This is a genomic window from Fructilactobacillus hinvesii (genome assembly GCF_024029435.1).
In the GTDB taxonomy this organism is placed as follows: domain Bacteria; phylum Bacillota; class Bacilli; order Lactobacillales; family Lactobacillaceae; genus Fructilactobacillus; species Fructilactobacillus hinvesii.
In genome coordinates, this window is sequence record NZ_CP097118.1 from 873,560 (window position 1) to 896,392 (window position 22,833).

Here is a 22,833-nt window from a genome sequence, read left to right on the forward strand (position 1 = left end):
GCGTGGTTTCATGGCGAAAAAAAGAATCTATGAACTAGCAAAAGAATTAAACGTTCCCAGTAAAAAAGTACTGGGTGTAGCGCAGGCCAATGGGATTAAAGTGAAAAATCACATGTCATCGTTAGATGCAGCCCAGGAAAAAACAGTACGAGGTGCAATGACTAATAAAAGCCAACCAAGCGGGACTAATCGGTCCAAGGCAACGGAAACCAAACAACGGACCACTAATCAAAATGCTAAGCCGGCTCGTCAGCACCAAACGGGAGCAAAGCCGCAATCAAAACAGCAACACCATGCTAATGCTAGTCAATCCAAGCCAACCACAAAGTCAAATCATACTAAGCCGGACAAGCAGCAACAATCCGCACGTTCACAACAAACTACGGGTCACAAGGCAACGAACTCCACGACTAAACCGAAAAATGGTGGGGGTAAGTTCGGTGGCAGTTTAAACCGGAATAATAATAACAATAAAAACAAAAAGAAACGCCGGAATAATCGGAATAACCGTTTTTCGAATATGTATTCCAAAAACCAACGGATTCGGCAGAATCACAAGAAGAAAGCTCCAACGGTTAGAAAAAACCGGCCGTTGCCAGAGGTTTTGGTCTATGAAGATGGGATGAATGCCCAGGACTTAGGGAAACTATTGCATAGAGAACCAGCCGAAATCATCAAGAAACTCTTTATGTTAGGGATGATGGTTAACCAAAACCAGTCGCTAGATAAAGATACGATTGAAGTTTTAGCTGAAGACTATGGAATTCAGGCGCAAGAAAAGGAACACGTTAACGTTTCTGATATTGATAAATTCTTTGAAGAAGAAGAAAACAACACCAGTTACCAAGCTCCTCGTCCGCCAGTTGTAACCATTATGGGTCACGTTGACCACGGGAAAACGACTTTACTGGATTACCTGCGTCACTCCCACATTACAGCGGGGGAAGCCGGGGGAATTACACAGGCGATCGGGGCCTACCAACTCAAGCAAGATGATCATTTGATTACGTTCTTGGATACCCCTGGACATGCCGCCTTTACTGAGATGCGGGCACGGGGTGCTAACATTACTGACATTACGGTGCTTGTGGTTGCTGCTGACGATGGGGTAATGCCACAGACCGTTGAGGCAATTGACCATGCCAAGGAAGCAAATACTCCGATTATCGTGGCCGTGAACAAGATTGACCGGCCCAACGCTAACCCGCAACATGTAAAAGAACAGTTGATGAACTACGGTTTAGTTCCAGAAGATTATGGTGGAGATACCATTTTCGTTGACATCTCCGCTAAAAACGGAACGAACGTGGACGAACTTTTGAACATGATTCTGTTACAAGCAGACGTGATGGAATTAAAGGCTAATCCGCGGCAAAATGGAGCTGGATCGGTAGTTGAAGCACGACTAGATCGTGGAAAAGGACCAGTCGCAACGCTCCTAGTTCAACAAGGAACTTTACATCGTGGTGATCCAATTGTGGTTGGTGATACCTTTGGTCGAGTGCGGACCATGACCAACGAAGCAGGCCAAGATCTTGAATCTGCTACCCCATCTACTCCAGTTGAAATTACCGGATTAAATGCCGTACCTGAAGCCGGAGACCGGTTCGTGGTCTTTGACGACGAAAAGACGGCCCGAGCTGCTGGAGAAGAACGGGCTAAAGAAGCACAGATGGAAGAACGGAAGCAAAATAACCGGGTGACGTTGGACAACTTGTTTGATTCCATGAAACAAGAGGACATGAAACAAGTAAACGTCATCATTAAGGCTGACGTGCAAGGATCTGTAGAAGCATTATCTGACAGTCTTAAGAAAATCGACGTCGAAGGGGTAAACGTCAATGTTATTCATGCTTCTGTAGGAGCTGTGAATGAAAGTGATATTGCTTTGGCGAAGGCAAGTAATGCCATCATCATTGGATTTAACGTTCGGCCAACTCCGCAAGCCAAGTTACAGGCAGAAACGGACAAGATTGACGTCCGTCTTTATCAAGTTATTTATAACGCAATTGACGATGTAACTGCAGCCATGAAAGGGAAACTCGATCCAACTTACGTGGAAGAAGTTACTGGAAGCATCGAAGTCCGTCAGATTTACAAAGCTTCAGCGGTTGGAACGATTGCTGGAGGAATGGTTAGCGAAGGTTACATCAGAAACGACAGTAAGGTACGCTTGGTTCGAGACGGAGTAGTTAAATACGATGGGGAACTGGGCAGCTTAAAGCGTTTCAAAGATGATGTTAAGGAAGTTAAGCAAGGTCACGAATGTGGTTTGACGATTGCTAACTACAATGACATCAAGGTTGGAGACGTAATCGAAGCCTACCATATGAAAGAAGTTGCTCCGAAATAAAGGAGGAAACAATGGCAAAACAATATCGAGTTGGACGACTCCAACAAGAAATTCAAAAGGAAGTTGATGACATCCTTTTGAAACGAGTACGGGATCCACGCGTTCAGGGTGTAACAATCACGGGCGTTAAAGTGACCGGTGACTTACAGCAGGCCACGATTTTTTACAGCATCCTTTCAAGCGATAAAGAAGAACAAGAACAGGTGCAAAAGGGCTTGGATAAAGCAAATGGTCTGATTCGTGGTGAAATAGGTCATCGGTTAAGCATTTACGTAACTCCTGAGATTCACTTTGAACGTGACGAATCGATTGAATACGGAAGTAAGATTGACCAACTCATTAATAAACTAAATCAACAATAAAAAAAGAATGGCTGAGGAAATTTTTCTCAGTCATTTTTGCGTACTTAAACTTAAACAGAGGAGGCCCCCATGATAAACGGAATTATTCCGCTGTATAAACCCTTGGGCATGACCAGCTTCAGTTGTGTCAGTAAGATGCGTGGAATTGTGCACCAAAAAAAGGTCGGTCACAGTGGGACCCTGGATCCTAACGTTGACGGAGTCCTACCCATTTGTTTGGGCAGCGGGACCAAGGTGGTTGATTATTTGATGGCAACTGGAAAAACCTATCGGGGCGCGATTACTTTGGGATTCGCGACCACGACAGAAGACTTAGATGGAGAAATTGTTGCCGAACAACATGATTTCACCCCATTAACCATGGAGCAGATTAAAGCCGGGTTAACCCACTTTGTTGGCTCCATTACCCAGATTCCACCAATGTATTCGGCGGTCAAGGTGAATGGACGGCGTTTGTATGATTATGCTCGCCACGGTGAAACGGTCGAAAGACCGCGACGGGTCGTTAAGATTACCGATTTTTATCCAATTGGAGCTCCCGTGATTGATAAGGAGGCGGGGACTCAAACCATCTTCTTTGAAGTTCACTGTAGCAAAGGGACTTATGTTCGGACGCTAGCGGTGGATTTTGGTCGCTATTTTGGGTTACCAGCGGTGATGTCACAGTTAACTCGTATTGCGAGTGGTGGTTTTGACATCCAACAAACGGTTTCATTTGCTGAATTAGAAGCGGCCCAAGCAGCTGGAACGTTAGAACAGTTAGTCTATCCAATTGATCATGCTCTACATGGTTTTACGCACGTTGATTTAACGGTCGACCAATGGGAACGAGTTCAACACGGAGCGTTTTTATCTGCAACGGATCTGCAAGCCACTGAAGCTGAAATTGTTTTACGCTATAATGGTAGCGATAAGGCTTTATATTGCTATGACAATCAGCACCAGTTGTATAAGCCACAAAAAATGTTTAGTTTGGAGTAACAAGCGATGCAAATTATGAAGTTAGCGTATCCGCTAGAACAAGATCAACACTTTCAAACCCCAGTTGTCTTAGCAATGGGTTTCTTTGATGGAGTCCACCTTGGGCACCAAAACGTGATTAAGCGGGCTAAGGAAATCGCGCAAGCACGAGGACTTCCGCTAGCTGTGCTAACCTATGATCATCATCCGGCCATAGTCTATCAGCAACTCACTGGAGATGATGCTCGGTATTTAACTTTGCCAGATGCAAAGTATCAATTGTTTCAAAAACTTGGCGTTGACTATGTCTATGAAGTTAACTATGACTATGACTTTCAAGCGCAGGATCCCCAAACCTTCGTGGATAATTTCATTGTACGGATGGGAGCTAGTGTGGTGGTTGCTGGTTTTGATCATACTTATGGAAAACATGATGCTGCGATGCCTAATTTAGCGGACTATGCCCAGGGACGGTTTACCGTGGAGACGGTTTCTGCTTTACTCATGGACGACAAGAAAATTAGTTCCACCCGAGTCCGTCGTAACCTCAGTGATGGTCACTTAGAAACCGTCCACCGGTTATTGAATCGTCCCTTTACGATTAGTGGAACTGTGGTTCATGGACTGGCTCGAGGACGGACTTTGGGTTATCCCACGGCGAACATCCATTATAATGATGAGCAGCGGATGCCACCGTTGGGCGTCTACATCGTCATGATGCAGATTAATCACCAGTGTTATCCGGGGATGGCTTCGATTGGGAAAAACGTGACCTTTGGAGATCAAAACCCGATTACATTAGAGGTTAATCTATTGGATTTTGAACGTAATATCTATGGAAAACGGGTGCAGGTGCAGTTTTTAAAGAAAACTCGCGACGAAGTTAAATACGAAGGAGAAGCAGCCTTAGTCCGGCAGCTAGAACGTGACGAACAAGCAACAAGGAAATTTTTCCAATCTGACAAGCGTAATTCTTGACCTTCATAATGATCCTTGATACAGTATAAATGTACCTTAGCACTTGGTAATTGAGAGTGCTAAAAAGAGGTGGTGAAGATGCTCACTGACAGACAAAACTTGATTTTGAAACAAATCGTTGACGCTTACTCGCAAACCGGAGAACCGGTTGGGTCAAAGTCTTTAGCGAAGCGCTTGCCAATTAAGGTTAGTCCCGCGACGATTCGCAACGAAATGGGTGTGCTGAGTGACAATCACTTTATCGAACAGGTGCATACTTCTTCCGGACGGATTCCGTCCTATCAGGGTTATCGATACTATGTTGATCACCTGACGAAGCCAATCCCACTAGAAGTACAGGCGAGAGATTACATCACAGAAATGTTATCAGGTTCATTTGAGCAGCTGGATGACATCGTTAGACAATCGGCTGATTTGCTTTCCCAGATTACTGATTATACGGCGCTGACATTTACGCCCATGCTGCAACAGCAAGATGTGGTTGATTATTTTCGGTTGACCCAGATTAATCGACAGAATTTTATGGCGATTATGATGATGAAAAGTGGATTGGTGCAAAGCCAGCCGTTCTTGACGGAGCAACCGTTGACCAGTGCAGATAGTAACCAGGCTGAAAATTGGTTAAATCAGCATTTACGGGGACATTCTTTAAGTCAGGTGACCAAGGAGTTAGAACCTGGACTAGCAAGTGATCAGCAACAATTATCAGACTTTGGTCAGATTGGCAGAGCATTCGTGCTAGTTGCTAACAAGTTACGTGACGAGCAATTTTTTGTAAGTGGAAGAAGTAATTTATTCCACGGAGTGAATCCAGAAACGTTTGCGAATATCAAGCCGGTATACTCATCCTTGAGTTCTGCTGCTGATTTAGAAACATTGTTACAATCTAGTGATCAAGCAATTTCGGTTAAACTAGGTTCCGAATTGCACAATGATTTGTGGCGGAACTACAGCATTATTAGCGGAACCTATGATGCTGGAGAACATGGAATGGGTCGAATTGCGGTGATTGGTCCGACCCGGATGTTTTATCCGCGGGTAATGGGACTGGTTGATGCCTTTCGTTCGGAACTACAAACTAGGATTCAGAGTTATTATCAAGATTACGATCAATAAGGAGGGTTAGCATGGCCAAAGAAAAATCAAACCAAGATGTAGATAAGCAGCAGCCAGCTGACCAGCAACCAGCATCGGAAGCTGAGCCTGAGCAAGCTTCTGCTAAACAAGCGGAAGCTAAGGCAGTTGATTCCGAAGCAGCTGAAGTAAAAAAGTTACAAAAACAACTTGATGATGCACAAAATGATTATCTACGCGCTCAAGCTGAGATTCAAAACATGCAAAAACGGAATCAAAAAGAAATCAGTGAAATGGCCAAGTATGGTCCGCAACAACTAGCCAAGGACATCGTTCCGGCACTCGACGATTTGACGAGAGCGCTTGCCGTTGAGGTTGACGATGAAAGTGGTCAGCAATTGAAGACCGGAATCGAAATGGTGGTTAAACACCTCGATAAAGCCCTAACTGATAACGACATTCATGCCGTTGATGAAGTGGGAGTTCAATTTGATCCAGAAATTCATCAAGCGGTGCAAACAGTGCCAGCTAGTGATGAACATCCAGCTGACACAGTTGTGCAAGTCTTACAAACCGGTTATCGATTAGCTGATCGGGTGATTCGACCAGCAATGGTAATCGTGGCACAATAAATTAAAAATCAAAGGAGATCATAACCATGGCAAGTAACAAGATTATTGGAATTGATTTAGGAACTACAAACTCAGCCGTTGCCGTTATGGAAGGTGGCAAACCAAAGATCATCACTAACCCTGATGGATCCCGGACTACTCCTTCTGTAGTTGCTTTTAAAGACGGAGAAACTCAAGTTGGTGAAGTTGCTAAGCGGCAAGAAATCACTAACCCCAACACGGTTCGTTCCATTAAGAGTCACATGGGAGAACAAGGTTACACAGTTGATATTGACGGCAAAAAGTACACACCACAACAAATTTCAGCAATGATCTTGCAATACATCAAGGGCTACGCTGAAGATTACTTGGGTGATACGGTTTCAGAAGCTGTGATTACTGTTCCTGCCTACTTTAACGATGCCCAACGGCAAGCTACGAAAGATGCTGGTAAAATTGCTGGCTTGGACGTTAAACGGATTATCAACGAACCAACCGCTGCTTCCTTAGCTTACGGTTTGGATAAACAAGATCAAGATGAAAAAATCCTGGTTTACGATTTAGGGGGAGGAACTTTTGATGTTTCCGTCCTTGAATTAGGTGACGGGGTCTTTCAAGTATTGTCCACTAACGGTGATACTCACTTAGGTGGAGATGACTTTGACCAACGGATTATCGACTGGTTAGTTGATAACTTCAAGAAGGATCAAGGCGTTGACTTATCACAAGACAAGATGGCTTTACAACGGTTAAAGGATGCTGCTGAAAAGGCTAAGAAGGAACTCTCTGGGGTTAACCAAACTGAAATTAGCCTGCCGTTCATTGCTTCCAATGACAACGGCCCATTGCACTTGCAAACCACTTTAACTCGGGCTAAGTTTAACGAATTAACTTCTGACTTAGTTGACAAAACCAAAGTACCATTTGAAAACGCCTTAAAGGATGCCGGTTTAAGCACTAGTGACATTGATGAAGTAATCTTAAACGGTGGTTCTACTCGGATTCCAGCCGTTCAAGAAGCCGTTAAGAACTGGACGGGCAAGAACCCGAACCACTCCATCAATCCTGATGAAGCCGTTGCTTTAGGGGCTGCTATTCAAGGTGGAGTTCTAACTGGAGACGTCAAAGACGTTGTGCTGTTGGATGTTACTCCATTGTCACTGGGAATTGAAACCATGGGTGGCGTAATGACGAAGCTGATTGACAAGAACACTACGATTCCAACTTCGAAATCACAAACCTTCTCTACGGCAGCTGATAACCAAACAGCTGTAGACATTCACGTGTTGCAAGGGGAACGGCCAATGGCTGCTGATAACAAATCATTGGGTCGGTTCCAATTAACTGATATTCCAGCTGCTCCACGGGGAGTTCCTCAGATTGAAGTTACCTTTGACATTGACAAGAACGGGATTGTGAACGTTTCTGCCAAGGATAAAGGAACTGGTAAAGAACAAAAGATTACCATCAAGGACTCCAATGGTCTTTCCGATGAAGAAATCGATAAGATGATGAAGGAAGCCCAAGCCAACGAAGAAGCTGACAAGAAGAAGAAAGAAGAAGTTGACTTAAACAACGAAGTTGACCAACTAATCTTCCAAACCGACAAGACGTTGAAGGACGTTGAAGGTAAGGCTTCTGATGCCGAAATCAAAGAAGTGAAGGATGCCGAAGAAGACCTGAAGAAGGCCAAAGCTGACAATAACTTGGACGACATGAAGGCTAATAAGGATGCTTTGAACGAAAAAGTTCAAGCCGTTGCCGTTAAACTCTACCAACAACAAGCTCAATCAGGTCAAAACGGTGAAGGTGCTAGCGATGGCGCTGCTGATAAGAAAGACGATGGCAACACCGTTGACGGTGACTTCCACGAAGTTAACGATGACGATAAAAAATAATTGAGCACGTTTCAAGTTCCTCGAAAAGTGGGAGCTTACCTGAGTGTTAGACCACGAAGGTGATCAAAAAGCCAAAGCTGATGTGAACTGCTTTGGCTTTTTGTTTTAGAACCGCAAACGTATAGTAGGGAGGATTACAGTATGGCAGCGAAAAATTATTACGATGTCTTGGGGGTTTCTAAGGATGCCAGTGAAAAAGATATCAATCACGCCTATCGTCATTTATCCAAAAAATACCATCCAGATATCAACAAAGAACCTGGAGCTGAAGAAAAATTCAAGGAAATTACGGAAGCTTACGAAGTTTTAAGTGACAAGCAAAAACGGGCTAACTATGACCAATATGGATCTGCCGATGGACCACAAGGATTTGGTGGTGGCGCCGGTGGCGGTGGCTTCAATGGTGCTGGGGGAGCCGGATTTGGTGACTTCTCTGATATCTTTAGTGATCTCTTTGGTGGGGGCGGTCGGCGCCAAGCCGATCCAACTGCACCCCAACAAGGGGAAGATTTACAGTACCAAATGACGTTAAAATTTGAAGAAGCCATCTTTGGGGAAACTACAAAGATTAGCTACAGACGAGAAGCTCAATGTCCAGATTGTCATGGGACGGGAGCCAAACCAGGCACTCATCCAGAGACTTGTCCTGATTGTCATGGATCTGGTCGAATTGCCAGAACGGTGAATACTCCAATGGGTCAAATGCAAACCCAGAGTACCTGTCCACGGTGTGAAGGAACTGGAAAGATTATTAAAGACAAGTGTCCTAAGTGTAGTGGGGCCGGTAAAATCACTGAAAACCATGAAGTAGAGGTTAAAGTTCCAGCTGGAGTTGAAGAAGGCCAGCAGATGCGGTTACAAGGCCAAGGAAATGCCGGAATTAACGGTGGTCCTTACGGTGATCTGTACGTTGTCTTTCGGGTCTTACCCAGTGAAGACTTTCAACGAGATGGTTCTACCATCTACTACAACAAGGAAATCTCCTTTACGGACGCCGCCCTTGGAAATGAAGTTGATGTCAAGACCGTGTATGGGAACGGTAAATTAACGATCCCGGCCGGAACCCAAACGGGGACGGTCTTTAAGTTGAAAGGTAAGGGAGCTCCACGGTTGCACAGTGACAGTAAAGGTGACGAAATGGTCCGGGTGACCGTGGTCACACCAAAGAAGTTGTCTGCCAACCAGAAGTTAGCCTTAAAGGCTTTTGCAGAAGCCAGTGGGGAAAATCCCATCCCTGAAAAGGGATTCTTTGAAAAACTAAAAGACAAATTAAAATAAAGCTTAAATAATAGAGCGAGATGAAAGTCTCGCTCTATTTGTTTCTTCAGGGGTCGCTTGGTATAATTAAGCAAAACGAACGAAGCAAGAAAGCAGGAATTGACGTGGATTATAAAGCAATGCAAACCGCCCAACGCAAGATTAGAAACTTTGCGATTGTGGCTCATATTGACCATGGAAAATCCACTTTAGCGGACCGGATTTTAGAACTCACCGACACGGTGTCAAAACGTGAGATGAAGGATCAGCTACTGGATAACATGGATTTGGAACGAGAACGGGGCATTACGATTAAGTTAAACGCCGTGCAACTAAAGTACCATGGAAAAGACGGCGTGGATTACGTTTTCCATTTAATTGATACCCCTGGACACGTAGACTTTTCGTACGAAGTATCTCGGAGTTTGGCCGCCTGTGAAGGGGCCATCCTGGTGGTGGACGCCACCCAGGGAATTCAAGCCCAGACGTTAGCCAACGTTTACTTGGCGCTTGATGATGACCTAGAAATTTTACCAGTCATTAACAAGGTTGATCTCCCCTCAGCAGAACCAGAACGGGTCAAACAAGAAATTGAGGACGTGATTGGCCTTGATACCAGTGATGCGGTCGAAATTAGTGCTAAAACCGGGTTAAATGTAGACAAATTGTTGGAAGAAATTGTGGCTAAAATTCCAGCACCCACTGGTGAAATCGATGCACCCTTGAAGGGATTGGTCTTTGACTCCATTTACGATGATTATCGGGGTGTAGTCCTTAGCGTCCGGATTTTTGAGGGTGTTGTGAAGGCCGGAGATCGGATTCGCTTGATGAACAGTGGGAGCGAGTACGAAGTAACTGAGGTGGGGGTGAACTCACCTAAACCGCTTCCGCGGGACTTTTTGATGGCTGGAGATGTTGGTTATTTAACCGCTAGTATTAAGGACATCACCCAGACTCGGGTGGGAGATACGATTACGCTGGCCAATCATCCAGCAGAAAAAGCGCTACCGGGTTATCGAGAAATGATTCCGATGGTCTATGCGGGACTTTATCCGACTGACAACGCCAAGTTCGAAGATTTACGAGAAGCATTAGAGAAATTAAAGTTAAACGATGCCTCCCTTGAATTTGAACCAGAAGTTTCAGAAGCGCTGGGCTTTGGTTTTCGCTGTGGATTCTTAGGTTTATTGCACATGGACGTGGTGCAGGAACGGTTGGAACGCGAATTTAACCTCGATTTGATTACGACGGCTCCCTCAGTAACCTACCACGTTTATTTAACTGGTGGAAACATGGTCGAAGTCGAAAATCCAGCCGAAATGCCGGATGTTTCCTCCATTAAAAGCATTGCAGAACCATACGTGAAGGCCACCATCATGGTTCCCAATGACTACGTGGGTGCCGTAATGAAACTGTGTCAGGCGCGTCGGGGGGAATTTGTGACGATGGAGTACCTGGATGATGCGCGGGTTAACGTGATTTACCAAATGCCGCTGTCAGAAATTATTTTTAATTTCTTTGACAAGCTCAAGTCCAGTACTAAGGGGTATGCCTCATTGGATTACGAGGTGGATGGTTATCACGCCAGTGACTTGGTTAAAGTGGATATCTTGTTAAACGGTGATCAAGTAGACGCGTTGAGTTTCATTGCCCACCGGCAGTTCGCGGAGGAACGAAGTCGTGACATTGTGCGGAAGTTAAAGGAAATCATTCCACGGCAAAACTTCGAGATTCCTGTACAAGCAGCGATTGGGTCCAAGATTATTGCCCGGACTAATATCAAGGCGTACCGAAAGGACGTTACTTCTCGGATTCATACTGGTGATCCGGACCGACGTGCCAAGTTGCTGGAAAAACAAAAACGTGGAAAGAAACGGATGAAGGCGGTTGGAAAGGTTGATATTCCACAGGAAGCCTTTATGACCGTACTGCAATCCGACACGGAACAGGATGGAAAGTAGCTAATTTATTGTTGATTTGAACCAAGCTAGGAAAATCCTTAAAAAAGGTGATTGGGATTCGATGGAATTCCAACCACCTTTTTTAAAGTTAATTTCTTTGTGCACTTATTAACAAATTAAGGTATAATGAAACCATTAATTTAAAAGAAAGTAGGAATGGACATGAAAAAAGTTGCTTTAATTACCGGAGCAGGACAGGGAATTGGAGAAGCAATCGCAAAACGGTTGCACCACGATGGCTTTGCAGTCGCCTTAGTGGGGCGGACGCTCGATAAGGTGGAAGCAGTCGCCAAAGAAATTCAAAATGATCACGGGGATGCAATTGCAATTCAAGCTGACGTTGCCGAACGTGATGAAGTGTTTGCTGCCGTGCAAAAGGCCTATGACCACTTTGGTGATTTTAACGTCATGGTCAACAATGCTGGAGTAGCTCCGACGACCCCAATTTTTGAAGTTACTCCGGAAGTTTTGGCAGAAGCAGAACGGATTAACGTTGGGGGAACGGTGTGGGGCATCCAAGCTGCAGCTACGATGTTCAAAAAGTTAGGTCATTCTGGTAAGATCATTAACGCTTCTTCACAAGCGGGAATGACGGGGAACCCGAACTTAACCGTTTATGGCTCCACTAAGTTTGCGATTCGGGGGATTACAGAAACTACTGCCAAGGAACTGGCAGACGATGGGATCACTGTGAATGCCTTTTGTCCTGGAATTGTGGTGACGCCAATGATGAACGACATTGCGCAACAAGTGGCTGATAAAGCCGGCAAGCCGTTTGAATGGGGCATGGAACAATTTGCCAAAGACATCGCTTTAAAACGGCTTTCACAACCAGAAGACGTAGCGGGTTGTGTTTCTTATCTCGCTGGTCCCGATTCAAATTACATGACGGGACAATCCCTCTTAATTGATGGTGGAATGGTCTTTAATTAATTAGCATAAAAAAACGGCCCTAGTTAGCATTTTCTAACTAGGGCTGTTTTTGGTTAGCGCCACCGACTGGCATGATTGGTAGGAATGATTAAGAGAATTAGTAACCAAAAATCACCAATTACAGGAATGATTTGGATCCAAAACCACCAACCAGAATGATTTGAATCATGGAACCGGCGGACGGTAACAGAGATACTCCCAATCCAGGCTAATAAGAACATGATTCCATAAATGATCGAAACTAATTGACCGGAAACCGTTCCAGCTAACAACCCCAGCAACCAGGCAATCAGAAAGGCCAAGATGTAGTTAAAAATCAATGGAATCCAGAATTCAATAATTGTAGCAGTTCCACGAAAGTTAAAGAGATTGTCCCAAAACTTTTGATAGGCGTTTAACATGATTTTCCTCCAAATTAAAACTAGTAAAAATAGTAAATTATTACACTTTAATTATACCAAATGTCGCAATGGTCGTTTACAGGTCTGGAGGGTTAGAGTACAATGATAACCGAACAAGTGTTCGGGAGATGAAATTATGAACTATGCAGCAGAACCCCATGGGGTCTATTTTTTCATTGATAATAAATCTTTCTACGCGAGCTGTGAGAGCGTGGCACGGGGCTTAAATCCACTAACAGCCGTTTTATGTGTGATGTCAGAAACTGCAAACACTAAGGGTGGGCTGATCCTGGCAGCTTCCCCGCGAGCCAAACAACTATTTGGGTTACATAACGTTAACCGGCAGTACGAACTTCCGCATGATGAGCGCTTATTGTTAGTACCACCACGGATGAACTTGTACATTAAAAAGAATTTAGAGATTAATCGGATCTTTACTGAATATGCGGCTGAAGAAGATTTATTGCCGTATTCGATTGATGAGTCGTTGTTAGACATGACGCATTCTTGGCACTTATTTGGCAAAACAGCCCGAGCGGTAGCGCAACGGATTCAGCATGAAATTAAGCGACGATTGGGATTGTACGTAACGGTCGGAATTGGCGATAATCCGGTCCAAGCTAAACTGGCCCTAGACATCTATGCTAAACATACTCGAGATTTGGTTGGTGAGATTCACTATGCAGACGTTCCGACTAAAATTTGGTCGATTACAGATTTAACGTCCGTGTGGGGAATTGGAAAGCGGCAGGCCCAACGGTTACATCGCCTGGGAATTAACACGATGGCGGAGCTCGCAGCAGCTAATCCATACCATTTGCAACAAGAATTAGGGGTGATTGGGACCCAATTATTTGCCACGGCTTGGGGAATTGATCGCAGTAACTTACACGAACACTATCAACCCAAGCAACGGAGTTACAGTAATGGGCAAGTACTCCCACGTGATTATTGGCGTGCTAATGAGTTAGAAGTGGTAATTAAGGAACTGGTGGAACAGGTTGCTTCCCGGGTGCAGGCCCATCATTTACAAGTTGGCTCAGTATCACTTCACTTGGGACTAGCCCGAACCCAGGCAACAACTCGGATCCACTTAGCCAAAACGGAACGGATCTCAGCTACGGACCAAATAACGGCTTTAAGGCAAATTACGCTATCTCTTTTTCGTAAACTGTGGCACGGGGAAGGGATTCGCCGAATTAACTTAGCATACGGTGATTTAACGCCGGTCACAGGAATGCAGTTAGAGTTACTAGCTAATAATCAAGAACGCGAGAAGCAACGTAAGTTAGATCAAGCAACCGCTACCATTCGGAACCGCTTTGGAGTTGATTCCTTGTTTCGAGCGCAGAGCCTGTGTTCAGGTGGAACTGCGTTAGAACGAGCCGGCTTAGTGGGTGGTCATAGTGGAGGAAATAGTTATGAATAACCGTCAAGTCCAAGCAGCCGCCAATCAGATTACGCGCCAGTTAGAAAAACAATTTCACCCAGTACATGGATTTCGCTATGTTCTTGTAATTGTTAACGATCCATATTCTCATTCCTATAACTGGTTTTTAAACCAGTGGCACCCCCATCACAACGCTCGATCACAGCCCATTGGCGTTTTGCCAGCTAATTTAGCTCTGTTAGAAGCAGTGGTCACGTTGGTTCATAATCGCTATCAACTAACGGCTCAGTATCAAAATTTTGCCCAGTTACGTTGGCCCAAGACGGGGCAATTAATTGAAACTAGGCGGTGATGAGTAACGATGGATGAGCGGCTAGTTCAGCAGTTTTTCGCCAACGATTATCAGGACCGCGGGATGCAAAAATGGCAGGGTTATTTTTTGTCGGACCACACTCAGCGGTTACGGCATTCCCACCAAGCTTTGCAACAAAGCACCAAATGGCAAATGATTCCGCAGATGGACGGGGTAGCAATCAACCGCGAGTTACAACTAGCTGTCGAAAAGCATCAAGCAGTGACGGTGATCTGGAAACGAGCCGTGGGGTTAGAGGCAGAGTATTTTAGAACCAGCGGTCAAATTACTGGTTGGGAAGCAGGGATGATTCGCATTGGTACCCAAATGCTTGCGACTGAGCTAGTAGTGGCGCTTAAAAGAAAAAATTAAGCGGTTACACTTTATTCTTTAAACAAAATGAATTATAATAAAGGTGTTCAAAGCTTCACATGGTGAAGTGAACTAAATCCAAAGGAGAGATTAAAATGGCATTAAATGACTACTTTACTGGATTACAACACGTTGGAATCCCAGCTGCAGATTTAGATAAGACGGTGGCTTTTTACGAAAAGTTAGGCTTCACCAAGGAAGGCGAATTCTTATACCAAGGTAACCGTTGTGCATTCATGAAGTATGATAACCTGATGATTGAAACCTGGGAAGGCGATCCAACTGCTAATGCTGACGGCGCCATCAACCACATTTCCTTAAACGCTACTGATGCAGCCGCTGCTTTACAAGAAGCAAAGGACATGGGCTTAGACTTAATTGATACTGAAATTCAAACTCGTCCATTCTGGGACAAGGGAATTAAGTTCTTTAACATTTACGGTCCTAACCACGAAAAAATTGAATTTTGTGAAATCGTAAAATAAAGTGATTAACTAAAACGGGCGGATGGATGCGTCCGTTTTTTTGTGTTTTTGAATGATTATTATTTAAATTGAATAAATCTGCTTGCCATTTTCAGATTGCTCCAGTACCATGGATAATAGGTTTAGTCGAATTTATGAAAATGGAGGTGGATAACGTGTTAGCAATGACGAAAAAATTTTTGCGTGACAACGGTTATCACTATAAAAAGGGTTACATTCGCCCGTTAATGACTCCAGACAGTGTTTATATTTTCCGATTTGGCAAAGCTGAGTTGAATAATCGGATTATTTTACGGTATGGACATGGGTGGACGGGGCGCCAAAAAATTAAGGAAATTGATTTGCGGCTCCACAAACAAAAGCATCCTCGGATCTTTAAAACCGAACACAGTTTGTTAAAGTATCTGAAGTCGCATCTTCCTTATCATGAAGCCAAGCTTCAAAAAATTAAAGAAGAACAATAATTTGAAGCATCCTTTTCGGGGTGCTTCTTTTCATAAAGAAGGAGATTTACATAATGAAGCTCATTGAAGTTCGGGTTACGACCACTAACGAAGCCGTGGAAGCCGTTAGTAATTTATTAATTACGGCTGGAGCTCAAGGGATTCAGATTGATGATCAACTGCCAGGGAAACAGGTCGCCGTGCTTACGTATGTTACTGAAGCCGGGGATTTAACTAAACTAGTGCAGCAGGTAGAACAGGGGCTAGCTCATTTTCCTGAATATGGTTTAAACCCCGGAGTAGCCACCATTACCACCGAACCAGTTGATGATCGTTGGACAACGGAGTGGGAACAATACTACCACGCTGAACGCATCACCCGGTATTTAACCGTGGTCCCAAACTGGGAAGACTATCAGCCAGAGCAAACGGACCAGAAGGTAATTCGCTTGGATCCCGGGATGGCTTTTGGAACGGGAACCCATCCAACCACGAAGATGGCATTGCAAGCACTAGAAATTAGTTTGCGAGGCGAAGAAACGGTCTTTGACGTAGGAACCGGATCTGGAGTTTTGAGCATCGGAGCACGACTCTTAGGGGCCGGGACAATTCGCGCCTGGGATAACGATCCTGTGGCAGTGGAATCAGCACGGCAAAATCTAGCTGCTAATCCTAACATGGCTGACATTGCGGTAGAGACTAATAGCCTACTAACTGGAATTGATGGAACGGCAGACGTGATTGTTGCTAACATGCTTGCAGAGGTGTTACTGCCGCTGATTCCGCAAGTACCACGGCACTTAAATCCGCAGGGGCACCTCATTTTAGCTGGCATTTATGCGGATCAGCTTGCTAAAGTTGAACCGCAGTTGAAACAGCATCACTTTACGGTTGAACAGACCATGGTGGCTGGGAACTGGCGCGCCTTGATTGCAACTCAGAAAGGATAGAAACGTGCAACACTATTTTATCGATCAAGCTCTCACGGTGAATGAACAACTAGAGTTACCTCCTGAAATTCAGAAGCATTGGATCCGAGTTTTACGGGCCCAACCAGGTGAGCAAGCAGAGTTTGTTGATGATCAGCAACAGGTATTCATTGGCGAGCTAACGAATGGAGATCAAGGACTCGTTCAAATTAAAACAAAGACGGACCTGAATACTGAGCTGCCAATTGCGGTCACAGTCGCTTGTGGGCTACCAAAAAGTGGGAAAGCGGAACTGATTGTCCAAAAGGCGACGGAGCTCGGAGCAAGTGAGATTATTTTTTTGCCCACTGAATGGTCCGTAGCCCAGTGGAAGCAAAAAGCGGCTAAAAAAGTCGCCCGTTTACAAAAGATTGCCCAGGCAGCTGCCGAGCAGTCACACCGAAATTTGATTCCCCAGGTAAGCTATTTAAACGGGCTGGCGGCTTTAGACCAACTGAACGTTAATCAACGAGTGGTGGCATATGAAGAGGCGGCCAAGCAGGGAGAAGCCAGTGAACTAGTGCGGGTGGTTAGTCAGATGCAAGCCGGACAGCGTCTATTAGCTGTGTTTGGACCGGAAGGCGGATTAAGTCCAGCTGAGATTGAACGGCTCGAAGCCGCTAACTTTCATGTCGTCGGCTTGGGCCCGCGCATTTTACGAACAGAATCGGCTCCACTTTATTTTTTAAGTGCCATATCTGTACTTTCCGAACTTAAATGATAGAATGTTAATAAAATGACTTAAATCACGAATGATGCCATTGCTAAGTGGGGGTGAAACAGATGGCTAGTCTCAAACAGTGGCAACCCACTGAAATTTTTGCAAAAATCAACAACGAAATGACTCCAGACCAAGTGGATATGGTTAAACGGGCTTACCAAGTAGCTCGACACGCCCACGGCACGAATCTACGGGCTTCTGGAGAAAGTTACATTGAACACTCAACCAACGTGGCCGGCATTTTAGCAGACCTTAACATGGACGCAGTTGCCGTTACGGCAGGCTTTTTACATGATGTCGTTGAGGATAGTAACGTACGACTAGATGACGTTCGAGAACAATTCGGCCCAGACGTTGCTTTAATTGTCGACGGGGTTACAAAGATTAGTAAGATTAAATATAACTCCAGCCGCGAAGCCCTAGCAGAAAATTACCGCAAACTGCTGTTGGTAATGTGTAAAGATATCCGGGTCATGATTGTTAAACTAGCAGACCGAATGGACAACATGGATAAACTCGGAGATCTTAATCCCGAATTTCAAACGCGATTTGCCAAAGAAACCATTGATGTGTACGCTCCCATTGCTGACCGGCTCGGAATGGGAACAGTCAAGTGGGAACTACAAGATATGGCGTTGCGGTACCTGAATCCGGATGCCTACTACAAGATTGCTCATTCCATGAAATCGAAGCGGAACGAACGAGAATCTTACATTCAAGATGCCATCCGTGAAGTGAAACGAGCCATTGCCGATTACCACATTGATGCAGAAATTTACGGACGGCCGAAGCACATTTATTCAATTTACAAAAAGATGGTAGATAAACACAAGAAGTTTGAAGAAATCTATGATCTTTCTGCCATTCGGGTAATCGTGGATACGGTGAAGGATTGTTATGCCATTTTGGGGGCGGTTCACGCTAAATGGCCCCCGATGCCAGGTCGGTTTAAAGACTACATTGCGATGCCCAAACCAAACCTCTATCAATCTTTGCACACCACTGTCATCGGTCCGGAGGGAAAACCCCTAGAGATTCAGATTCGGACCAAGGAAATGCACAGAATTGCTGAATACGGGGTTGCTGCGCACTGGGCCTACAAACAGGGGCAAACCAGCGAAGTTTACAATGACGAAAGTAACATGCAATTAAACTGGTTTAAAAAGATCATTGAGATCCAAGAAGAAACCGATAACGCGTCAGAATTCATGGACAGCGTGCAAGGTGAACTCTTCTCCGATCACGTTTATGCTTTTACTCCTAATGGAGATGTGTTGGAGCTCCCACAGGGAGCAGGACCGCTGGACATGGCTTATGCCATTCACACTCAGGTGGGACATCGATCTACGGGAGCACGAGTTAACGGCAAAATGGTCTCACTGGATTACCGGATTAAAAATGGTGACATTGTGGAAATTATCACATCTGCAAACTCAACGGGACCTGGGAAAAACTGGTTGGATCTGGTTCACACTAATAGTGCTAAACACAAGATTAATCAATTCTTTAAAAAGCAGAATCGGGAAGATAACATTAAAACCGGAGCTGAACTCCTGCATAATCAACTTGAAGAAACGGGATATGCTCCCAATGAATTGTTAACTTCTGAAAACTGGGATCGGGTTTTAGACGAACTTCACTATCGCACCCAAGACGATCTCTTAGCAGCTTTAGGCTTTGGTGACATTCACGTCGTGGGAGTTGCTAACCGATTTACGAGTGAAATTCGCGATGAGCAACAACGAGAACGGGAACATCAAGCAGAACAAGAGTTGCTAGATCAGTCCCAGACGTTGTCAACGAAAAAAGAATACCAAGCTCCCCAAGGCAACCGACCAGCTGATAACGTGGCAATTGATGGAATTGATAACGTGTTGGTGCGGATTAGTCATTGCTGTTTACCACTTCCCGGGGATGAAATCATTGGATACATTACCAAAGGCCGAGGAATTTCCATTCATCGGGTAGAATGCAATAACTTTAGTCAATCTGAACCAGGCCGGATTATTGCTGCTCACTGGCGCAGTGTTTCCGATAATCAAATTAATTATCAAGCTAAATTGCGGTTTGAAGCCGATAACCGGAACGGAGTTTTAAATGACGTCATTAAACGGTTTAATAACAGTCCGGTTCAGTTGACTTCCATCAATGGTCGGGTTCACGACGACACGGGAGTTACGATTGAGGCAATTGTAGAGGTTAAAAACGTGGGTCAGCTAGACCGGATGATGGATACCATTAAGATGGTTCCGGGAGTAGCCACATCCCAACGAGTTTTGAACTAAGGAGACGAGCATGAAATTAGTGATTCAGCGGGTACAGCGTGCGGCTGTCCAAGTTGACGAGCAAACGGTTGGCGCCATTGACACTGGTTTTTTAATTTTAGTCGGTGCAGAGGCCGGTGATACCGCGCAAACTGGTCAACATTTAGCAGAAAAAGTGGCTAAACTACGGGTCTTTTCTGATGAAGCAGGCAAGATGAATCTGAACATTAACCAGGTGGGTGGATCCATTTTATCTGTATCCCAGTTTACCCTCTTAGCAGATTTACAACATGGCAATCGGCCGTCCTTTAAACGGGCCGGAGATCCACAAGTTGCTCAGCAAAATTATGATGATTTTAATGCGGCTCTGGCTGACCAGGGTTTACAGGTTGCAACCGGTGAATTTGGGGCTGACATGCAGGTGGAACTGGTGAACGACGGCCCCGCCACCTTTTTATTAGATTATCAGGAGCCTCCGGCATGACAAATTTGATTTGGGATTTTGACGGAACCCTGTTTGATACCTATCCGTACATGGTGAGTGCTTTTACCAAAGCCTTGCAGTCCCTTGGAATTGATGAATTAGAAATTGATGGCGATGAAATCTATCGGCAAATGCGTGAACATTCACTGAATTCGACTGTCACTAAGTTTAGTGCGCGATTTCACTTGGATCGAGATCGTTTACTGGCGAGTTACCGGCAGATTGAACATCTCGAAGTTCAGTTAGCAAAGCCATTTGCTGGAGCCCGGCAAATTCTAGCGGCAGTGCAACAGGACCAGGGACAGAACTGTTTAGAAACGCATCGGGATCAACAAGCTTTGTCTTTATTAGAGCGGTTCAAACTAAAATCCCTGTTTACCGGCATTGTTACCAGTCAACAGGGATTTGCGCGCAAGCCCGATCCAGCGGGACTACAGTTTTTATTACAATCGGAACACCTAGATCCCACCACCACCTTCATGGTTGGTGATCGGAAATTAGACGTAGAAGCTGCTCAGCATGCCGGGATCCAGTCTGTTTTATTTGATCCAGACTACCTGCTCGAAGTGACCGGGAATCCCACGCTCACCATTCATAATTTAGCAGAATTACAACAGTTACTTTAATAAGGTAGCACAAATTTGGTCTAAAAACGGACCATAGCTTTCCCCAAAGAGTACCACATGCATTAAGACGTAGTAGAACCGATACCAAATTAAGCGGTCTGCTATTCCCGGTTGAAAGGGGTATTCATGCTGGTAGCCCTCGTAAAATGCGTCTGTAAAACCGCCAAAGACGGTAGTGACCCCGAGATCAAATTCCCGATCTCCATAGTAAACGTCGGGGTCGATTAGAAGGGGCTGATGCTGCGCGTTAAAGAGGGCATTTCCTGCCCATAAATCACCGTGCAGTAAACTGGGGGTAATGTGATGGTGAGCTTCATAAGTTTGCATTTGGTTTATGATAACGGTTAAGGCCGCGGCTCGTTGTGAGTTCCAGCGGCCTTTTTGCTGAGCTAAAGTAGCGAGGGGCTGTAACCGTTGTTGGTTAAAAAAGGTGGACCAACTGGTTTGCCACTGATTTTGTTTAGGAAACCGTCCTAATTTAAAGTCGTGATCTAGGCCAAAGCGTTGTTCGTGTTGGTGGTGCACCCGAGCCACCATCTGTCCGAGTTCAAATTGGTCTCCGTTGGCAATCTCGAGCCACCCAAGGATTAAAAATCCATCGGTGTCGATTTCACCACTCGTAATAATTTCTGGAACACGGGCAACTTCGCCAATGAGACGTAGTCCTTCAATTTCGTGAGCAAAAAAAGCTTGACCTCGGCCGGGTTGGACCTTCAAGAAATACCGCTTGTGCTGGCTTGTTTGGATTTCGTATGCCTCATTAATGTCGCCTCCGGCAACGGGAGTGACGGTTTGAATGTCTGAAATTGGTAACTGAGCTAACCATTCTGAACTTAATTCCTGCATGATTTCCTCCTTAAGTTAATCATTGGTGTTAACGTAGTTGGCAATGCCAGCGGTCACGTCGCTGGCCACTGCTTTTCTGAAGGTGGGATTTTTAATCTTTTGAAAGTCAAGATCATTATTAATGTAACCCATTTCCAATAAAATTGCCGGAATCTTACTATCGCGGATTACCAAGTAGTCGCCAAACTTAACGCCCTTGTTTTCCATTCCTAATTGCGTGAACCGCTGGTTAACAGCTTGTGCGAATTGTTTAGCAGTTCCCTGATGATAATAATAGGTTGTGAATCCTGAGGCGGAGTTTGGGATGGGGCTAGAGTCAAAGTGAAAACTAACGAAGAGGTCGGCATGATGTTTTTGGGCAATTTGGGGACGACGCTTTAGTCCAACCGTTTGATCTTGAGCTCTGGTTAAAATAACGTTAGCGCCCCGGGCCCGTAAATTGGTTGCTACTTGTTGGGCGAATTGCAGGGTATATTTCTTTTCGGGTTGGTTAGAATTAGCCAGAGCGCCTGAATCGTTGCCACCGTGCCCCGGATCTAAGATAATGGTGGCTTCCGCTAGTTTAGTTGCTGTTTTAAGCTGCGGATGATTTTTAAGGAGCCAATTAGGTACCCAACCAATTTTTTGATGTTGAGCTACAACCTGAGCCCATTGGTCATCCTTGGTGATAATTTGGACCCGGTCTCCGCGTTGGACGGTTCCCACCGTCTGACTGGTAAGGTGCGGTTCGGCCTTGATTTGGAGCTGATTAATGGGCACGACGACGTTATTACGGAGGAGCATGGTGCCAATTATCACTCCGGTGCCTAGAATGATTAAAATAGTGAATAATAATCCGCGCCGATTACGTATTTTAAAGTGCATGGTTTTCCTCGTTTTTAGTTAAATGATTTCTTTAGCTAATATCATATAACTTTTTAACCCAGCTGGCAGTAAATTGCCAAAAGAACCTTGACTTTTGTTTTGCTTTTGATTAGGGTAAAATCAAGGTTAGTTCTATGATGACGAAGAGTAGTAGGTGGCCCATTTGCCAGAAAGCGTTCGGGAGTGGAAGAACGCAATGAGGCGCCTGTGAAGACGCGTTTAGAACTATA

The 22,833-nt window shown here is 44.9% G+C and carries 23 protein-coding genes; 20 read left to right on the plus strand and 3 right to left on the minus strand.

The window, feature by feature from the left end:
• Positions 1 to 10 precede the first annotated feature (10 nt).
• The 10 genes from infB to M3M39_RS04405 all read left to right on the plus strand — a co-directional run bounded on the left by infB (position 11) and on the right by M3M39_RS04405 (position 12,387).
• Positions 11 to 2,353 carry a translation initiation factor IF-2 gene (infB, locus tag M3M39_RS04360; RefSeq protein ID WP_252796658.1) on the plus strand — a complete coding sequence of 781 codons (2,343 nt, stop codon included), beginning with the start codon at positions 11 to 13 and terminating at the stop codon, positions 2,351 to 2,353.
• Between the two features lie 11 nt (positions 2,354 to 2,364).
• Positions 2,365 to 2,715, plus strand: a complete 351-nt coding sequence (rbfA, locus tag M3M39_RS04365) for a 30S ribosome-binding factor RbfA (protein WP_252796659.1) — start codon at positions 2,365 to 2,367, stop codon at positions 2,713 to 2,715.
• 69 nt (positions 2,716 to 2,784) lie between these two features.
• Positions 2,785 to 3,696 (plus strand): tRNA pseudouridine(55) synthase TruB, encoded by a 912-nt coding sequence (gene truB / locus M3M39_RS04370; protein WP_252796660.1) that lies wholly within the window; start codon positions 2,785 to 2,787, stop codon positions 3,694 to 3,696.
• Positions 3,697 to 3,702: 6 nt separating this feature from the next.
• Positions 3,703 to 4,653: a riboflavin biosynthesis protein RibF gene (gene ribF / locus M3M39_RS04375; protein ID WP_252796661.1), complete on the plus strand. Its 951-nt coding sequence runs from the start codon at positions 3,703 to 3,705 to the stop codon at positions 4,651 to 4,653.
• A gap of 78 nt (positions 4,654 to 4,731) precedes the next feature.
• Positions 4,732 to 5,769 (plus strand): heat-inducible transcriptional repressor HrcA, encoded by a 1,038-nt coding sequence (gene hrcA, locus M3M39_RS04380; protein ID WP_252796662.1) that lies wholly within the window; start codon positions 4,732 to 4,734, stop codon positions 5,767 to 5,769.
• Positions 5,770 to 5,780: 11 nt separating this feature from the next.
• Entirely contained in the window at positions 5,781 to 6,359 is a 579-nt protein-coding gene (grpE, locus tag M3M39_RS04385; protein ID WP_252796663.1) for a nucleotide exchange factor GrpE, read from the plus strand.
• 26 nt (positions 6,360 to 6,385) lie between these two features.
• On the plus strand, positions 6,386 to 8,236 hold the full coding sequence (gene dnaK / locus M3M39_RS04390; protein ID WP_252796664.1) for a molecular chaperone DnaK: 1,851 nt from the start codon (positions 6,386 to 6,388) through the stop codon (positions 8,234 to 8,236).
• A gap of 141 nt (positions 8,237 to 8,377) precedes the next feature.
• Positions 8,378 to 9,514 carry a molecular chaperone DnaJ gene (gene dnaJ, locus M3M39_RS04395; RefSeq protein ID WP_252796665.1) on the plus strand — a complete coding sequence of 379 codons (1,137 nt, stop codon included), beginning with the start codon at positions 8,378 to 8,380 and terminating at the stop codon, positions 9,512 to 9,514.
• Between the two features lie 119 nt (positions 9,515 to 9,633).
• A complete protein-coding gene (lepA, locus tag M3M39_RS04400; protein WP_252797973.1) occupies positions 9,634 to 11,454 on the plus strand; it encodes a translation elongation factor 4 in 1,821 nt (606 codons plus the stop codon).
• 162 nt (positions 11,455 to 11,616) lie between these two features.
• A complete protein-coding gene (locus M3M39_RS04405) occupies positions 11,617 to 12,387 on the plus strand; it encodes a (S)-acetoin forming diacetyl reductase (protein WP_252796666.1) in 771 nt (256 codons plus the stop codon).
• 53 nt (positions 12,388 to 12,440) lie between these two features.
• Here the strand turns inward: M3M39_RS04405 and M3M39_RS04410 are convergent, their stop codons facing one another.
• Complete coding sequence (locus tag M3M39_RS04410) at positions 12,441 to 12,788, minus strand: DUF805 domain-containing protein (RefSeq protein WP_252796667.1); 348 nt, start codon at positions 12,786 to 12,788, stop codon at positions 12,441 to 12,443.
• A gap of 136 nt (positions 12,789 to 12,924) precedes the next feature.
• Here M3M39_RS04410 and M3M39_RS04415 point away from each other — a divergent pair, with 136 nt between their 5' ends.
• The 10 genes from M3M39_RS04415 to M3M39_RS04460 all read left to right on the plus strand — a co-directional run bounded on the left by M3M39_RS04415 (position 12,925) and on the right by M3M39_RS04460 (position 20,893).
• Positions 12,925 to 14,217: a Y-family DNA polymerase gene (locus tag M3M39_RS04415; RefSeq protein WP_252796668.1), complete on the plus strand. Its 1,293-nt coding sequence runs from the start codon at positions 12,925 to 12,927 to the stop codon at positions 14,215 to 14,217.
• Entirely contained in the window at positions 14,210 to 14,530 is a 321-nt protein-coding gene (locus tag M3M39_RS04420) for a hypothetical protein (RefSeq protein WP_252796669.1), read from the plus strand. Before M3M39_RS04415 ends, M3M39_RS04420 begins: the two co-directional genes overlap by 8 nt.
• A gap of 9 nt (positions 14,531 to 14,539) precedes the next feature.
• The gene (locus tag M3M39_RS04425) at positions 14,540 to 14,902 is read left to right on the plus strand and encodes a hypothetical protein (RefSeq protein WP_252798027.1); all 363 of its coding nucleotides are present in this window, start codon (positions 14,540 to 14,542) and stop codon (positions 14,900 to 14,902) included.
• Between the two features lie 95 nt (positions 14,903 to 14,997).
• Positions 14,998 to 15,387 (plus strand): VOC family protein, encoded by a 390-nt coding sequence (locus tag M3M39_RS04430; protein WP_252796670.1) that lies wholly within the window; start codon positions 14,998 to 15,000, stop codon positions 15,385 to 15,387.
• Positions 15,388 to 15,542: 155 nt separating this feature from the next.
• Positions 15,543 to 15,851 carry a hypothetical protein gene (locus M3M39_RS04435; RefSeq protein WP_252796671.1) on the plus strand — a complete coding sequence of 103 codons (309 nt, stop codon included), beginning with the start codon at positions 15,543 to 15,545 and terminating at the stop codon, positions 15,849 to 15,851.
• Between the two features lie 53 nt (positions 15,852 to 15,904).
• A complete protein-coding gene (prmA, locus tag M3M39_RS04440) occupies positions 15,905 to 16,780 on the plus strand; it encodes a 50S ribosomal protein L11 methyltransferase (RefSeq protein ID WP_252796672.1) in 876 nt (291 codons plus the stop codon).
• A gap of 4 nt (positions 16,781 to 16,784) precedes the next feature.
• Positions 16,785 to 17,519: a 16S rRNA (uracil(1498)-N(3))-methyltransferase gene (locus tag M3M39_RS04445; RefSeq protein WP_252796673.1), complete on the plus strand. Its 735-nt coding sequence runs from the start codon at positions 16,785 to 16,787 to the stop codon at positions 17,517 to 17,519.
• Positions 17,520 to 17,581: 62 nt separating this feature from the next.
• Positions 17,582 to 19,804 (plus strand): RelA/SpoT family protein, encoded by a 2,223-nt coding sequence (locus M3M39_RS04450; RefSeq protein ID WP_252796674.1) that lies wholly within the window; start codon positions 17,582 to 17,584, stop codon positions 19,802 to 19,804.
• A 10-nt stretch (positions 19,805 to 19,814) separates the two neighbouring features.
• Positions 19,815 to 20,267: a D-aminoacyl-tRNA deacylase gene (gene dtd, locus M3M39_RS04455; protein ID WP_252796675.1), complete on the plus strand. Its 453-nt coding sequence runs from the start codon at positions 19,815 to 19,817 to the stop codon at positions 20,265 to 20,267.
• On the plus strand, positions 20,264 to 20,893 hold the full coding sequence (locus tag M3M39_RS04460) for an HAD-IA family hydrolase (RefSeq protein ID WP_252796676.1): 630 nt from the start codon (positions 20,264 to 20,266) through the stop codon (positions 20,891 to 20,893). Before dtd ends, M3M39_RS04460 begins: the two co-directional genes overlap by 4 nt.
• Here the strand turns inward: M3M39_RS04460 and M3M39_RS04465 are convergent.
• Together M3M39_RS04465 and M3M39_RS04470 are read right to left on the minus strand one after the other, a co-directional pair.
• A complete protein-coding gene (locus M3M39_RS04465) occupies positions 20,885 to 21,739 on the minus strand; it encodes a fructosamine kinase family protein (RefSeq protein WP_252796677.1) in 855 nt (284 codons plus the stop codon). The genes M3M39_RS04460 and M3M39_RS04465 overlap by 9 nt on opposite strands.
• A gap of 15 nt (positions 21,740 to 21,754) precedes the next feature.
• Complete coding sequence (locus tag M3M39_RS04470) at positions 21,755 to 22,603, minus strand: N-acetylmuramoyl-L-alanine amidase family protein (RefSeq protein ID WP_252796678.1); 849 nt, start codon at positions 22,601 to 22,603, stop codon at positions 21,755 to 21,757.
• Positions 22,604 to 22,833 lie beyond the last annotated feature (230 nt).

Bases quoted from the DNA above. Each gene is read 5' to 3' on its own strand.
- infB (WP_252796658.1), top strand. From the start codon at position 11: ATGGCGAAAAAAAGAATCTATGAACTAGCAAAAGAATTAAACGTTCCC.
- rbfA (WP_252796659.1), top strand. From the start codon at position 2,365: ATGGCAAAACAATATCGAGTTGGACGACTCCAACAAGAAATTCAAAAG.
- truB (WP_252796660.1), top strand. From the start codon at position 2,785: ATGATAAACGGAATTATTCCGCTGTATAAACCCTTGGGCATGACCAGC.
- ribF (WP_252796661.1), top strand. From the start codon at position 3,703: ATGCAAATTATGAAGTTAGCGTATCCGCTAGAACAAGATCAACACTTT.
- hrcA (WP_252796662.1), top strand. From the start codon at position 4,732: ATGCTCACTGACAGACAAAACTTGATTTTGAAACAAATCGTTGACGCT.
- grpE (WP_252796663.1), top strand. From the start codon at position 5,781: ATGGCCAAAGAAAAATCAAACCAAGATGTAGATAAGCAGCAGCCAGCT.
- dnaK (WP_252796664.1), top strand. From the start codon at position 6,386: ATGGCAAGTAACAAGATTATTGGAATTGATTTAGGAACTACAAACTCA.
- dnaJ (WP_252796665.1), top strand. From the start codon at position 8,378: ATGGCAGCGAAAAATTATTACGATGTCTTGGGGGTTTCTAAGGATGCC.
- lepA (WP_252797973.1), top strand. From the start codon at position 9,634: ATGCAAACCGCCCAACGCAAGATTAGAAACTTTGCGATTGTGGCTCAT.
- M3M39_RS04405 (WP_252796666.1), top strand. From the start codon at position 11,617: ATGAAAAAAGTTGCTTTAATTACCGGAGCAGGACAGGGAATTGGAGAA.
- M3M39_RS04410 (WP_252796667.1), bottom strand. From the start codon at position 12,788: ATGTTAAACGCCTATCAAAAGTTTTGGGACAATCTCTTTAACTTTCGT.
- M3M39_RS04415 (WP_252796668.1), top strand. From the start codon at position 12,925: ATGAACTATGCAGCAGAACCCCATGGGGTCTATTTTTTCATTGATAAT.
- M3M39_RS04420 (WP_252796669.1), top strand. From the start codon at position 14,210: ATGAATAACCGTCAAGTCCAAGCAGCCGCCAATCAGATTACGCGCCAG.
- M3M39_RS04425 (WP_252798027.1), top strand. From the start codon at position 14,540: ATGGATGAGCGGCTAGTTCAGCAGTTTTTCGCCAACGATTATCAGGAC.
- M3M39_RS04430 (WP_252796670.1), top strand. From the start codon at position 14,998: ATGGCATTAAATGACTACTTTACTGGATTACAACACGTTGGAATCCCA.
- prmA (WP_252796672.1), top strand. From the start codon at position 15,905: ATGAAGCTCATTGAAGTTCGGGTTACGACCACTAACGAAGCCGTGGAA.
- M3M39_RS04450 (WP_252796674.1), top strand. From the start codon at position 17,582: ATGGCTAGTCTCAAACAGTGGCAACCCACTGAAATTTTTGCAAAAATC.
- dtd (WP_252796675.1), top strand. From the start codon at position 19,815: ATGAAATTAGTGATTCAGCGGGTACAGCGTGCGGCTGTCCAAGTTGAC.
- M3M39_RS04460 (WP_252796676.1), top strand. From the start codon at position 20,264: ATGACAAATTTGATTTGGGATTTTGACGGAACCCTGTTTGATACCTAT.
- M3M39_RS04465 (WP_252796677.1), bottom strand. From the start codon at position 21,739: ATGCAGGAATTAAGTTCAGAATGGTTAGCTCAGTTACCAATTTCAGAC.
- M3M39_RS04470 (WP_252796678.1), bottom strand. From the start codon at position 22,603: ATGCACTTTAAAATACGTAATCGGCGCGGATTATTATTCACTATTTTA.